Raw genomic sequence first — 12,964 nt, 5'->3', positions numbered from 1 at the left:
CTGTGTTCGTTTAGATTACAGGCCTTTGCTCACAATGTATTTCACGAGATCGACGACTCGGTTGGAGTAACCCCACTCGTTGTCGTACCAGCTCACCAGCTTGAAGAACTTGCTGTTCAGCTCAAGGCCGGAACCGGCGTCAAAGATGGAGCTGTGCTGGTCGTGCATGAAGTCGGTGCTCACCACTTCGTCGGAGGTCCAGTTCAGGATGCCCTTGAGGTAGGTTTCGCTGGCCTTCTTCATGGCGGCGGAGATTTCCTTGTAGCTGGTTTCCTTCTCCGTCTTCACGGTAAGATCGACCACGGAAACCGTCGGCGTTGGCACGCGGAAGGACATACCGGTGAGCTTGCCCTTCACTTCTGGAATGGCGAGACCCACGGCCTTGGCGGCTCCGGTGCCGGAAGGAATGATGTTGATGGCGGCGCTGCGGCCACCTTTCCAATCCTTGGCGCTCGGGCCGTCCACAGTCTTCTGCGTGGCGGTGTAGCTGTGGATGGTGGTCATGAGGCCTTCAGCGACGCCGAATCCTTCTTTCAGAAGAACGTGAACGACAGGGGCCAGGCAGTTCGTCGTGCAGCTTGCGTTGGAAACGACGTGGTGATTGGCTGCATCATACTTCTCATGGTTCACGCCCATGACGATCGTGATGTCTTCATCTTTGCCAGGAGCGGAGATGATGACCTTCTTCGCACCAGCGTCGATGTGGCCCTGGGCCTTGGCGCGCTCGGTGAAGAGACCGGTGGACTCGATGACGATGTCCACGCCAAGCTCTTTCCAGGGGAGTGCCGAAGGACCTGCGCGCACAGCGAGGCATTTGATCTCATGGCCATCGACCACCAGGATGTCGTCTGCAGCCAGATCAGGGCTGGATTTCTTGGAGGAAACGTTCTCACGGGCCTTGCCCTGGGTGGAGTCGTATTTGACGAGGTAGGCGAGATTGTCTGCAGGCACGAGGTCGTTCACAGCAACGACTTCAATTTCCTTGCCCAGGAGGCCCTGGTCACAGATTGCGCGAAACACGAGGCGACCGATGCGCCCGAAACCATTGATGCCGATTTTGACCATGTTATTTGAGGTAGTTTGGATTTTTGAGGGAGGCAGGATTACCGCCGGGGGGAGAGGGTGTCAACCGCCGAGGCAGCAGGATTCGGGCCCGAGAAAGCTGGTGTTAATACAAACCTTACGATTAAAATTAAGGCATGAGCCCTGTTTTATTCACCTCGAGGGTGGTCCTTTGCCTTCTCAACCTCCCCTGCTTGACACTCAGGCTGCCTGCGGCCGAGCCCAACCATGGAAACGTGCAGGTCTCAGCAAAAGTTTGGACATTGGATTCCGCCGTCCCGCTCAAAGAGATGGGGCCGCTTGCCAGACAAATGCCGGCCAATCCAACCATTGGAGGAGTCCTGCCGGAGCCTCAACCGATGCTGCCAGGAATGATGCCAGCTCCTGTCTTTCTCCCTGCCGCCAAAGCCATGCGCATCCTGCAGGAACTCGAGACGAATTCCGGGGCCAGGAGTCATCCTTCGGTCACCAAAACGGTAGCCATCGGCGAGGAAGTGGTCTTCAGCATTCCTTTCGCGACTGAAAAACTCGAAATGCATGTGCAGACAGTTTTAAACTGCCGCCTGCGCGATGTGGTCAGCCTGCTGGCCTCCTTCCCAGATGCCTCTCGTTCGGTGAATCCCGTGATGGAAATGCAATATTCATCCCCGTCGTACGAGGACACCTCCTGCCTGCTCTGCCGTACTGAGGCAAAAGGCCCCCTACTGCACCACACCCTGATCCTGATGGAAGAATCTCATTATGACGTATGCGGGACGGACTCGGTTACACTCACCCGCAACCAGATGCAGCGCCTGATTCTTCCCCAGGTGCATCTGGAAAATCTGACCTCGCTCCGTCTACTCGAATGGCTGGTGCAGCAGAGCCGAGAGCAGGGCGGATCATCAGATCACACTTCCCGGCGCGGCATCAATGCGGTCTGGCGGCTGGAGACAGCGGAAGATGTAAAAAACTCTTACCCGCTGGGCATCGACTCACTTTTCGAGGAGAAGGGCACGACTCTCCGAAAAGCTCTCACCGTGCTGACCGAATTGAGCCAAATGGACATGGGGATCGAACAGCACGCTCTGGTCTTTCACACCGGCTCAACAGACAAAGAATGCTCTCCAGGAGAACTGTTGCGTCGTCAGTTTAAGGTAAAGTCGGAGATTCTGAAGCGTTTCCAGGACAATTCAGCCATCAACAGAGCCGCACGGTCATCCAACATCCCCATCTATGAAGAAGATGGTTTGGCGCTGGATCGAGAGCTCCTCATTCTGACCTACAGACAGACACCCGAACACTTTATACTGGCCGAAAAATGGCTGCGTGATCAGAATCTTCTGAACGAAACACCTCCGCCCCCACCCGCGCTGCCTGCGGCACTTGCCATAGCCGGGAAGATCGTTCTGCCGCAGCTTGATCTGCGACGGACCAGCTTGAACGAGGCTGTGAAAGCCATTCAGCAGGCTGCGGCGGCAGCCGACCCACCGGTCAAAGATCTGAAAATTGTCATCCAGCCAGGCACCGAGGAAAAAACCCTCATCACCATGTTCACACGTGGAATGCCCGCAGATGAAGCACTCAAACATTGTGCCCGTTTGAGTTTTCATCGGATCGAAGCCGACGAGACAACCATCATCTTGAAACCTTCATTTTAGGCCTGCCCCCGCACGGCTCGTTTCGCCGCCCGGAATTCGGCTGCTGCTCCACCAGCCAATGCCTCATCACTACATTTGTAGTTGCCATTTCACGACAAATGTAGTGAAATGATTTTAATTCCATAAAATCATGCCAAACGCACCCGACATCGCTGAATCTGAATGGTCCATCATGGAGGTTCTCTGGGAGTCTTCCCCGCAAACCGCCTCGGAAGTCACCAGGGCACTGCGCCCCACCATGAACTGGGCGGAAAACACCGTCCGCACCCTGCTCACACGCCTGGTGGAAAAAGGCGCGCTCAAGACCGCCGAGAACGCCAGCGGCACCCGCACCTTCCTCCCCGCCGTGAAACGCGAGGCCTGCGTGCGCGCCGAGAGCGAATCCTTCATGCAGCGCATCTTCGGCGGCGCCGCCAAGCCCCTGCTCGTTCACTTCGCCCAAAACAGCAAGCTCACCGCGGAAGAGGTGAAGGAGCTCAAAAAGCTGCTCGACCAGTCTCTCAACTCCTAACCCACCATGAACACGCTCACCCAACTCTTCGACTGGCTGCTCGCCGCCAGTCTGCGTGCGTCGCTGCTCACGCTGGCCACGTTGATCGTTCAGGCGGCTTTTCGTCGGCACCTCACCGCCGGCATGCGCTATGCCCTCTGGCTGCCTGTGCTTGTCGTTCTCCTCATGCCTGTGCTGCCACAAAGCCGCTGGAGCATCGAGCACGTCTTTCAAGCACCACCCCAGCCAGCACCACCCAATCTCTCGGCCGTCTCTCCTTTGATGGCGGAGCCAGCCCCGGTTGTTTTCGAAGCGCCTGCCTCCCTTCCCGACCCCATCCACTGGCAGCACGTGTTCCTTCTTGCCTGGCTCGTCGTCTCCGCAGGCATGCTCGTCTTCGGCAGCGTCTCCTTCATGCTCACCTTGCGCCGTTTCAAACAAGCCCGCCATCCCGCCAGCGACGAGCTTCTCGCAACGCTCGCCCAAATCGCCAGCGAAATGCACTTGCGCTACGTCCCGCGAGTTTTGATCGCCTCAAGTGTCAGCAGCCCTGCCGTCACCGGTCTCCTGCGCCCCACCTTGCTGCTGCCCACAGAGTTCGACCGAGAGTTCACGCCTGCTGAGGCAAGGCTCGTCCTCAAGCACGAACTCATGCATCTCAAGCGTGGAGATCTCTCGCTCAATGCCCTCATGTGTGTTCTGATGGCGCTGCACTGGTTCAATCCCCTGCTCTGGATCGCGTTCTTCAAAATCCGTGCCGACCGCGAAGCCGCCTGCGATGCCCAGGTGCTTCAGGATGCCACTCGTAATCACCGCATCGCCTACGGCCACGCCCTCCTCAAAGTCGAAACCGCCTTCTCCCCTCGCGGCTTCAGCCTCGGGTTTGTCGGCATCTTCCAGCGCGGTGCCGCCTTGCGCTCCCGCATCCAGTCCATTGCCAAACATCGTGCGCCTCATCCCACCATGAAGGCACTGATCACCATGTGTATCGTGATCATGACCTTTTTCGGAGTCACGCGTGCTCAGCAGCCGAAACCCGCTGAGGATGCGCCGCTCATCGCGATCGAAGTGAAAATCGTTGAATTCAAGAAAGCCACCGACTGGAATTTTGACGGCAGACTGCCAGCCGATGAAACACAGTCTTTTCTCCCGGCGCTGTTGTCCCCCGACGAATTCGCCGTTCAACTGCGGGAGCTGCTGAGGAATGACAGAACCAATGTCACCTCCTACCCACGCATAGTCACGGCCAACGAGAAGGAAGTCGTGATTAAAAGCATCGTGAACCAGCCCAGCAAAGACAAGGATGGCAAAATTGTCTATGTGCCAATCGGCCTCGTCTGCAAGTTCACGCCCACCGTGAGTGGTGAAGCGGTCAACCTCGGCATTGATATCACCGACTCGGATCTCTTTGATCCAGCAACAGGTGCGGTGATCTCCGAGTTCAAAGGCGACTATGCGAACGCCCGCAGCCGGGTTTACAAGTCCACTCAACAAATGCAGACCGGACAATCCTGTGTGATCGCCGGTTGGCATGACGGCAAACCTCAAAGCAAACGCCCCGTGCTTTACATCATCACCCCCCACGTGATCGATCCAAAAAAGGGCGGTCTTCCAGCAGCCGCCCCCAGCGACTTCGCCGTCGGAAAATCCGCCTTTCGTCCTCGCGACTCCATGGTCATTACCTCCATGACGCGCTCAGCCGAGATGCTCACGGTCGGGGTGGATTATGAACTCGGCAGCGCAGATGAAGCCACCGCAGCCCTGTCCATCACTTCCACCACCACCGATGACAAATCATCCGCCTTTGATGCAAGGCAGCAGGTCCTTTTGAAACGAGGCCGGGGCAGCTTCGTACTGCATCTCCCCAATCCCTCCCAAGGACTGCCACACATTACTTTCTACGACCCCCTCACACACAAGCCATTCGGCGGCATCTACTTCGGCACTGAGGCAGAAGCTGCCAAGTCCCGGGCGCTCGATCTGAGTTACATGACCTCATCCGCTCAGGCTAAAGCAGCATCCTCGGCGCTCAATCCACCCGACAAACTCGGTGAGATTGTCATCACAGCAAAGGAAACATCCATCGATCCCAGCACGGAAATTCAAACCGCAAAAGGTGACGCCAGATGCCAGGTGGGGGATACCTCCATTCAAGCGGCAGAACTGATCTGCGATCGCAGAGCCCATCAGCTTAAAATCCGCGGTCCGTTCACCATCATCAGTGGTGGCAGCCAAAAACACAGCAGTACCTCATCAGAATCCTCTGCTGTGCTGGATCTGGCCTCCGGCAAGCTGACCACCTCCGGAGCACACGTGACAGAAATTCTCACGCCACCGGAAAACAAATCTCAGGCCTCCAGCCCTGCTGCACAGCTATCACCAAGTGCCGCCGAGGCAAAGGCCGCAGAACTGCGCAAAGCACGGCCGCAACAGTATGACTTCGCCAAGGCGAACCTCGGCGATGTGCTGCGTTTTCTTGCCACCGATGCCAGCATCAATTTCATTTCTCTGCCGGATGACAATCCCATCAATCAAAAGTTGGTGACCTTCAGTATCAACAGCAGCCCGTTTGAGGTCCTTGAGGCTCTTTGTCGCGCAAATGGTTTGGTGCTCACACTTGACCAGAACAGGTGGTTCATGCGTGTCGCCGATGATTCCGCTCTGGTCACGAAGGAATATGCCCTGCCAAAAACGCAGGCCAGCATCGAAACCATCCTCAAAGACATCAGCACAGTCATCGAGGGTGACGAAACCAAGCCTGTTGCAGACGCACCTCAGCCCAGCGTGACCTTCAAAAAGGAACAGAACTCGGTCTCCGTTAAGGCCACCCGCCTGCAGCACACCTGGATCAGCGCCTATTTCCAAGGGCTGGGCAGTTCAGTGCAGTCCGCCAAAACCAAGTGATCCCCAGTTGAACTTGCCTCGATGCTCGCTCTGGATGCCCCGCTCATGGCATCCACACAAGACCTCGATCTCACTCAGCGCCTTCGCGAAAACGCCTGGATTGGCGATGCCGTTCTCGAACTCTACGTCCGCAGCCTCATCCTGAAGCAGCAAGGCAAAGTGGATGCCGAGATGAAAACACGCTTCACCTGCAATCAGTTCCTCTCCTGCACCGGCAATCCCACCGCCGTCGAGGCCGACATCGGTGTGATCTATCAGCGCGAAGGCCTGGAGGCCGCCTTTGCCTGGATTCGCGAAACTCTGGAACCTCTCTTTCTCAAACAGGAAGCGAAGCGCAAGCGCACCGGCAAGTAACTAGGCCCGCTGCCCGAGCGCCTTCAGCTTGGCCTCCGCTTCGCTCCAGGGCACATCATGTGGCAGACGCTTCGTCGTCGCAGCCAGCGCCGCAGTCACCCCCGCAGCCTCGCCCATCGCCACGGAGTTCCCCGTCACGCGATAGCTCGCATGCGCGATGAAATCACCGCTGATGTTGCGCCCGGCCATCATCAGCCCGTCCACATCTTTCGCGATCAGCGCCCGCAGCGGAATGTCATACGGCTTCACCTTGATGCCTGCATTGCTGTAGGCCGACTTCTTGTTCATGTCCGCACTCAGCGCATGAATGTCCACACTGAAGGTGGGCCGTACCACCGCATCTTCATAGCGCGCGCCGGCGATCACATCTTCCTTGCTCACCGTGTAGCGCCCAGCAATGCGCCGGCCGTCGCGCACACCGATCTGCTCCGCCGTCGCGGCGATTTGCAGCCCCTCCCACGGACCGCCGAGCTTGCGCAGGCCGTTCACGATTTTGTTCATCTCTGCACGGGCGTGCACCGTGGCCTCAGTGATCTTCGCCGCATCAAAACACGGCACGCCATATTGGTGGTTCATCATCACCAGCAGCAGATTGTCCCGCACCTGCCACAGCGTGGGCTTCGCATACGAGGGGAAATGGTCGGTGCGTTTGATCTCAGCGAGGAACGCGTCTTTTGACGTGCCATCCGTCTTGCTCGGATCTGAACCGTGAATGAAATCCTTCAATGCCGCCGCGTCTTTGCACACCAGCAGCGCATTGAGCGACATCGGCTGGCATGGGCACGAATCTGCCTCGCCATACTCAAAAGCACAACCTGCCAGCGCACCGAGATCTCCATCGCCCGTGGTATCAATGAACACCGGCGCTTTCCAAGCCTGCCGCCCCGACTTCGACTCAGTCACGATCGTCGCGAGTCGTTTCCCTTCGCGGTAGGCCGCGCAGACCTTGGTGTGGAGCTGGAACTTGATGCCAGCTTCCACAAACATTTCCTCCAGCAGCAGCTTCATGCCTTCCGGCTCGTAAACGACGCTCTTTTTGTTCGTGCCACGGCGGATGTCGCGTTCCTCCAATCTCTTGAGAAGTTCCTGGTTGAAGCCGGGCTTGTCGAAATCCAGGAGGTAACCCAGCAGTCCGGCCGTCCACACGCCACCGAGACAGCCCCGCCACTCAAACACCCGCACCTTGGCCCCGGCCCGCGCCGCAGTGATCGCCGCCGCAATTCCCGCCGGTCCCGCACCACAGACAATGACATCGGCATCTTCCGCCAGCGGCAGATCTTGCGCAGGCTCATGAAACTTCCCCGCAATGGCCTTTTCCACCTCCGCCGCGTTCATGACTCCAGGGGTGACAAGTGCACCGGAGAATGCGGCGGCCAGGAAGGAGCGGCGTTTGAGATCAGGGGAAGGGCTGGGAGTGCTCATGATGGAATAGAAGTCAGTTTCAAGACGCAATTGGACATCATTATTGATCACTTTTGACCGTCAGCGACTCCACCTGCACCGCCACAGCCTCATCGCACTTCTTCAATGCGTCCTGAAGTTTCGCACGATCTCCCCCGCTTTCTTGAATCAATCGCCGGGCGATGGCTACCGCCGGCTCAAACCGACCATCTCCATCCGCATCCAGCCAGATCGGATTCGTCGAGCCCACCACACGCGGCACGAAGGCCTTGCTGCTCGGTTGATACGGACGCGGAATCTCCCAGAAGGGCTCGGTGACGCCGGGCCCCGACGCAATCACCACCAGATGCACATCATGCGCCGGTTTCGGCAGCTGCCAGACGATGCGCGCCTTTTCACCCGCACGATGATCATCCTCGATTCTCTGCTCGCGTATCAAAATGCCATTCGCAAACAGCTCAATGCGATCCGCTTGCGTCCACGCCGGGCCAAAAACGGTGGCCTCCACCTTGATGCTATTCCCCAGTCCCGTGACCAGATCGCCGACTGTGAACTTGTCATTCACCTTCAGTTGCGCCAGCAGACCGAGGCTCACCAGCAGCCTGCCTTCCTTGTAGCTGCGCCAGACTTCATCGAGATCAAGGTTCGCTGCATCGGCATCTTTCGCCGCCACATACGTGCGCCCCTGCCCCAGTATGAAGCGATTCACATCGTGACTGTCGCTGGATGCAATCGCCGCAATGCGATGTCCGCGATTCAGCAGAGCAAACCAGTCCCGGTACAGCAGATGAATGTCCGACTGCATCGCTGCTGAGGTGATCACCTCCATCGCATCAATGTCCAGCGCGTCAGCCTGACGATGCCTGCCCGTCTTCGGATTGAACTGCATGCCGCCTAATGGAATGAAGCCGCTGTGAAGGTCACGTGGATGATTCAGCGTGATCACCTTCACCCCCGGTGTCGCACGGATCTCTGGCAGCAGCTTCGCCCAGTCCTCCTGCTCATGATTCACCACCCGGGCCCCCGGTTCAATTGGGAACGCATTGAAGTGCCCGTGCTTCGTCGTCACCTCATTGCCGATCACCGGCGTGAAGCGCTCCGCCACACCCATGCTCGCCGCGCTGGGCGCATAATCCGTGTGATGATTGTGATCCGTCGCAACCGCCAGCTCGATCCCCTCTCCCGCAATCGTCAGCATGCGCTCCTCGATCTTCGCATCGCCATGCCCGCTGTGCGTCAGCGTATGAATGTGGCTGTCTGCCGCGATCCAGCCCACCGTCGGCACCTCTCGCTTTAGTTTCAGCGCCACCTGCTTTGTATCGCCCTCGCGCAGCGAAATTGCCGCACGCTCCACACCCCATTCAAACCCACGCCCCGCATGCAGGATGTAGTCGCCCGGCGGCAGTGACAGCATGGCCTTGCCATTCCGCGTATAAACCACGCCAATGCGCACCGCCACCTCGCCCGCAGGTTCCGCGCGCAGCGGCTGCAAGGTTCCATCCGCTCGTGTCAAGGTCAGCCGACACGGCAGTCCCCCGCCCTTTTCACCATCCGTCACTGTCACCTCCACTTGCGCGCCGCTCATCACCTCCGCCACCGGCTTCGCTGCGATGAACACCGGCCCCACTTCGATGTCGTCCAGCCCCGGCGGCGCTTCGATGGTCAGAACATTTTCCCCATCACGCAGTACACCCGCCGGGATCGTCAGCAGGCTCTCCATCGCCGTTTCTGCCGTCACCAGCGTTCCCAGCTTGCGCCCGTTCAACAACACCGGCCATGTCAGTTTCACATCTCGCTGCCAGATCCTCAGAGTCTGATCTGTGGCATTCGCCTTGGCCTCAAAGCGCCGCTCCAGCCGCTCCGCATCGACTGAGCGGTCCTTGAACGCCTCCCATTCAAACTGCCCCGTCCTTCCAAGGTGCAGCCGCTTGGCTTCCACCGTCAAATCCTCCGCCATTAAACCAAGTGCAGGTAGGCAAAACAGAATCCATTTCATCCAGCACCAACGCCCCCATTTGATGACAACTATCCACCCGCCGTTGAATTGACGCATGACCTTGCCAAAGCTGTCACATGAAACGCTACCCAGTCCGCCACACGCTCGCATCTTCCTTGGATTGGTCAGTGGCCGAGCTATTGACCGGCTTCACCTTTCCATGGGAAAATCGAATCTCTCCTCTCACCGAATTCCGTGCCCTGTGGAATGAAACCCATCTTCATTTCCGCTTCGACTGCACCGATGACGATTTAGTACTGCCCGACGGCCCCACCGCCAAAGACCGAGTGCTCGGCTCCGACCGCGTCGAAATCTTCCTCGCCCCCGATCTGAGCCTGAAACCCTACTTCTGTCTCGAGATGTCCCCCCGTGGCGACGTGCTGGCCTACGAAGCAAATTTCTACCGCGAAATGAACTGGGACTGGCAATGCGAGGGCCTGCAACTCACCGCCCACATCGAAGGCAATCGTTACACCGTCACCGGCAGCCTCCCGCTCGACACGTTGCGTGCCTTGAAGATGCTCAAGCCCGGCTCATCCGAATTCATCGCCGGCGTCTACCGCGCCGAGTTTCATCACCGCCCCGATGGCACGGTTCACTCCGGCTGGATGCCATGGATCAATCCTCAAACTGAACGCCCGGACTTCCATGTGCCCGCTTCTTTCGGTTTGTTCGAACTCGTGCAATGATCACTTCACTCCTGCCGGTGGATACTTCGACACAGTCTCCCACGCGATTTTTTGAAGAATCGCATGCTGCTCCGCATTGATGCTGCGCTCAGGAGCGATGTGTCCCACAGGGCTCATCCGATAGATCGCGGCAAAGTTGCAGCAGGCAGCCAGCACCATGATGGGGCCCTGACCATGACCGATGGGATCGCGGAAGAGCGCGGACTGCTTCGTGATCCCAGGAAACTCACCTGCCACAACCATGGCACGCAGCTTCACCACCGCATCGCCCACAGGGACAATGAACACACACGGTTTGCCGTGCTGCTGGTTGAGTCCGGCCACTTGCGCTTCGATCTGCGTGCGCCAACCATTGATGGCGGCTTGCAGATCTTCGATCTTCACGTTGTCACGCTGGGCATTGTCCTTGATGCGCCGGTCCGGCTCACCGGAAGCAGGTGCTGGCAGGTCAAAGGGATACCACGAGGCCTGCACGAGAAAACGCATGTTGGGGTTGTGCTCCAAACCAAGGTTCACGAAATTCGTGATGCCTTCATCCGGACTGAGCAGGTGCGACGCCATCGTGAAGACATCGACATCGCCGCGAATGAGCGCCTGCTTTGCAGTGTTCTTCTCATCCGGCACCTGCCAGTGCTGAATGACTTTGGAACCACCGATGCCCTGCTGCCCCACAAGCTTGTGACCTTGAATGTCCGTGGTCTTGACCATCGCCTCAATCATCCCCGGCACAAACATGTGAAAGCTGTGCCCCGTGTAAAAGATCCGCTGCCCGGGAACAGCGGCAGCGTCAGCGGCGAAAACACTGGCACAAGACAATGAAGCAAGCAGACAGGCCGTGAGAAACCGAGTGATGAATGGGTGGCGGTGCATGTCCATGGTGATTCCTATCTAACGCATTCTCCAGACACTTCATTGCTTTGTTCCCTCTTCCACCTGCCCAGCATTCAACGGCTACTTTCTCCGTAGAGTGTAGCTATGCGCGACAGTCCCATTGGGCAGGTCGTCCCGAGTCACTCCGGGGACTATGGAGCGCACATAGTCCACCTTCGCTTCATTCGGACCGACGATGACACGCACATGCCCCGAGCTGCCGAGAATGGTGCCTGTATAACCGTATTCCTCGGCGCTGCGCGTCCCCCCGCTCGGATGGCCGGGCTGAGGCACCTCCTGATAGATGATGCCGTCGAGCTCTTCCTTCACAAAGAGGTGATCGTGACCATGGAAGACAATGCTCACGCCATTTTTGACGAAGAGCTGATGAATCGGCATCTCCCAGCCGGGGCGGTGCTGCTTGAAGCCGTCGCTGCCATCCGCGTTTTTGCCGCCCCACTCCATGAACGGCGCAGGCTTCACAGCACCGCGTACATCTTTGCCAAGACCTCCAACGAGGTGGTGAAGAAAGACAAATTTGAAAGGGGCATTGCTCGTCTCAAGCACCTTCGCGAGCCATCGATACTGCGCCTCACCGAGCGTCATGCTCCAGTTGTCCTCGCCTTTGCGGTCACGCGTGAACCAAAACGGATCCAGCACGACAAACAGCGCGCTGCCCCACTCAAAAGCATAAAAATCCTCGAGCATGCCGGCACCTTCCTCCGTCTTCGCATTGCCAGTGTAAATGCCGCCCGGCTCCGGATTCGGGAAATACTTCTTCCGCATGCCAATGGACCACAGCGGCATGGAGTTCGGCTGACCGGTCAGTCGTGAGCCCTGCTCACCGTCATGATTGCCCAATGCGAGCAGGATCGGCACGCTGTGAGCGATGCGGCCCATGTAAAATCGCTGCGCCTTGTACTGCGACTCGGCACGCGTGTAAAAACTGCCAAATTTATCCACCATCGTCGTATCGCCGAGGTCGATCATGAAATCGGGTTTGTCCGCAAGCATGTTGGCCAGCGTCTGCTGATACACCCGCACGTCCGTGCTGACATCCAGATGTGAATCCGCCTGCGTGGTGAAGGTGAAACTGGATGCCTGCGCACGCTGTGTGTGGAAGCTGCGGACCTCATCGCGCACAGCTTCCCCGCCACCGGTGCGATAGGTCAGCTGATACACATAACCTGTGTCTGCCTTCAACTGGCCAAGCAGGATCGTCTGCGACTCTCCTGCGCGGAGTTTGACGACCTCGGAGCGCTGCGTCAGCGACGTCGGGCTCGTGCCATAGGAAACAAAGGCATCCATGTCCTGCCACGCAAGCACGCTCAGCGTCACCAATTCAGCACCGGGCCGGCAAAGCCAGACATTAAAAAGATACTGCGGCACCACGGCGGGCTCCACCTGCCCGCCCGGTCCTGCTCCTTTGCCCTTGCCTCGTTCATCCTTGGCAGGTTTCGTTTCATTTTGTCCGAACGCCATGATGACAAACGCGGCCAGAGCGCAGAGAAGAGAGAGATGCTTCATGGCCACTCATGGTAGCAACCAATGTCAAAAC

The 12,964-nt window shown here is 58.1% G+C and carries 10 protein-coding genes; 5 read left to right on the top strand and 5 right to left on the bottom strand.

The window, feature by feature from the left end:
* Nucleotides 1-15 precede the first annotated feature (15 nt).
* Nucleotides 16-1,065: a type I glyceraldehyde-3-phosphate dehydrogenase gene (gene gap, locus AC3RLQ_RS27565; protein WP_493031849.1), complete on the bottom strand. Its 1,050-nt coding sequence runs from the start codon at nucleotides 1,063-1,065 to the stop codon at nucleotides 16-18.
* 191 nt (nucleotides 1,066-1,256) lie between these two features.
* On the opposite strand from gap, the gene AC3RLQ_RS27560 reads away from it, so the two are divergent.
* The 4 genes from AC3RLQ_RS27560 to AC3RLQ_RS27545 all read left to right on the top strand — a co-directional run bounded on the left by AC3RLQ_RS27560 (nucleotide 1,257) and on the right by AC3RLQ_RS27545 (nucleotide 6,450).
* On the top strand, nucleotides 1,257-2,702 hold the full coding sequence (locus AC3RLQ_RS27560) for a hypothetical protein (protein WP_493031848.1): 1,446 nt from the start codon (nucleotides 1,257-1,259) through the stop codon (nucleotides 2,700-2,702).
* Nucleotides 2,703-2,832: 130 nt separating this feature from the next.
* Nucleotides 2,833-3,213, top strand: coding sequence for a BlaI/MecI/CopY family transcriptional regulator (locus AC3RLQ_RS27555; RefSeq protein WP_493031847.1), 381 nt, complete (start codon nucleotides 2,833-2,835; stop codon nucleotides 3,211-3,213).
* A 6-nt stretch (nucleotides 3,214-3,219) separates the two neighbouring features.
* Complete coding sequence (locus AC3RLQ_RS27550; protein WP_493031846.1) at nucleotides 3,220-6,096, top strand: M56 family metallopeptidase; 2,877 nt, start codon at nucleotides 3,220-3,222, stop codon at nucleotides 6,094-6,096.
* Nucleotides 6,097-6,141: 45 nt separating this feature from the next.
* Entirely contained in the window at nucleotides 6,142-6,450 is a 309-nt protein-coding gene (locus AC3RLQ_RS27545) for a ribonuclease III domain-containing protein (RefSeq protein ID WP_493031845.1), read from the top strand.
* Here AC3RLQ_RS27545 and AC3RLQ_RS27540 read toward each other — a convergent pair whose 3' ends face one another.
* Together AC3RLQ_RS27540 and AC3RLQ_RS27535 are read right to left on the bottom strand one after the other, a co-directional pair.
* A complete protein-coding gene (locus AC3RLQ_RS27540) occupies nucleotides 6,451-7,872 on the bottom strand; it encodes an FAD-dependent oxidoreductase (RefSeq protein WP_493031844.1) in 1,422 nt (473 codons plus the stop codon). It lies immediately after the preceding gene.
* A 40-nt stretch (nucleotides 7,873-7,912) separates the two neighbouring features.
* Entirely contained in the window at nucleotides 7,913-9,847 is a 1,935-nt protein-coding gene (locus tag AC3RLQ_RS27535) for a CehA/McbA family metallohydrolase (protein WP_493031843.1), read from the bottom strand.
* Between the two features lie 77 nt (nucleotides 9,848-9,924).
* Between AC3RLQ_RS27535 and AC3RLQ_RS27530 the strand changes: the two genes are divergently transcribed.
* Complete coding sequence (locus AC3RLQ_RS27530) at nucleotides 9,925-10,536, top strand: carbohydrate-binding family 9-like protein (protein WP_493031842.1); 612 nt, start codon at nucleotides 9,925-9,927, stop codon at nucleotides 10,534-10,536.
* Here the strand turns inward: AC3RLQ_RS27530 and AC3RLQ_RS27525 are convergent, their stop codons facing one another.
* Together AC3RLQ_RS27525 and AC3RLQ_RS27520 are read right to left on the bottom strand one after the other, a co-directional pair.
* Nucleotides 10,537-11,406 carry a hypothetical protein gene (locus tag AC3RLQ_RS27525; RefSeq protein WP_493031841.1) on the bottom strand — a complete coding sequence of 290 codons (870 nt, stop codon included), beginning with the start codon at nucleotides 11,404-11,406 and terminating at the stop codon, nucleotides 10,537-10,539.
* 81 nt (nucleotides 11,407-11,487) lie between these two features.
* Entirely contained in the window at nucleotides 11,488-12,933 is a 1,446-nt protein-coding gene (locus tag AC3RLQ_RS27520) for a metallophosphoesterase family protein (protein ID WP_493031840.1), read from the bottom strand.
* Between the last annotated feature and the right edge of the window lie 31 nt (nucleotides 12,934-12,964).

The sequence above is a fragment of the Prosthecobacter sp. GW821-HT29F12 genome (assembly GCF_058803405.1).
The sequence above is the reverse complement of the archived record's forward strand: the minus strand, read 5'-3'. Positions and strand labels throughout refer to the sequence as shown.